Origin of the sequence: Pseudoflavonifractor capillosus, assembly GCF_016899775.1 — a bacterium.
GTDB lineage: Bacteria > Bacillota > Clostridia > Oscillospirales > Oscillospiraceae > Lawsonibacter.
In genome coordinates, this window is record NZ_JACJJE010000141.1 from 1 (window position 1) to 936 (window position 936).

At 56.5% G+C, this 936-nt stretch carries 1 protein-coding gene; it reads right to left on the minus strand.

What is annotated here, in order from left to right; all coding sequences use genetic code 11:
* On the minus strand, positions 1–794 hold a 794-nt coding region (locus tag H6B31_RS16705), incomplete at its 3' end, for a tyrosine-type recombinase/integrase (protein ID WP_204899527.1).
* Positions 795–936: the final 142 nt, after the last annotated feature.

Sequence of the window (936 nt, forward strand, 5' to 3'; positions counted from 1 at the left end):
TAGGCGTTTTTTGTTTTCAGGGGAGCCTCCGCCACCTCGCCGTTGATTCTTGCTATTTGCCGTTTAACCCGGAGGTCACCTCTCTCCAAATCAAGATCCTCCCACTTGAGCCCCAGCAGCTCTCCCCGCCGCAGGCCGGTGGCCAGTTCCAAGTAGTACAGCTCGAATACGCCGCTCTCTTTGGCTTCCCGGAGGAAGGAGGCCAGCTGTTCCACCGGGAGTGTTTTCATCTCTTTGTGCTCCACCTTCGGCAGAGCACAGCCGTCTGTGGGATCCACAGCGATGAGCTTTTGCTCCCTGGCCAGCTTCATGGCCGAGGCGATGATCTGGTGGAGATTGCGTACAGTCTTAGTGCTTAGCCCCTTACTCTGTTTCTTACTCTCGATGCGCTCCACTCTGCCGCTGCTGAGCAGCTTTTTGTAGAACTTCTGTAGGTCCAGGGAAGTGAGTTTACCCAGTGGGATCTTCCCGATATTGGGCTTGATGTGGTTCTCGATGTAGCCCCGGTAGGTCTGGTGGGAGGATGGTCTCACCTTCACCTTGGCGTAGTTCTCGAACCAGACGTCCATCCACTCCCCCACGGTGTACTGCTTTGCCTTTACCGGGTCGACCTGCTTTGCCTCCTCAATGGCCTGCTTCAGCTTGGCCCGAGTCTCCGCCTGGGTCCGGCCCAGGACGTTCCGGTAGATGGCCTTTCCCGTCTCCGGGTCGTGACCGGCGGTGTACCGTCCCTCCCAGCGGCCGTCTTTCCGTTTTCGGAGATTGCCTTCCCCGTTGGCTCTGCGTTTTGCCATGTTGTGCCTCCTCCTTTGCAACGACACACGATACCACAGAAATGAGAAATAGCCAGGGCTGTGGCGCAGAGTTATCAAACAATTCACACTTTTTGCGGCGTTTTTTCCTTGTCTACGGCATTTCAGTTTCCAGCTCTGGGCG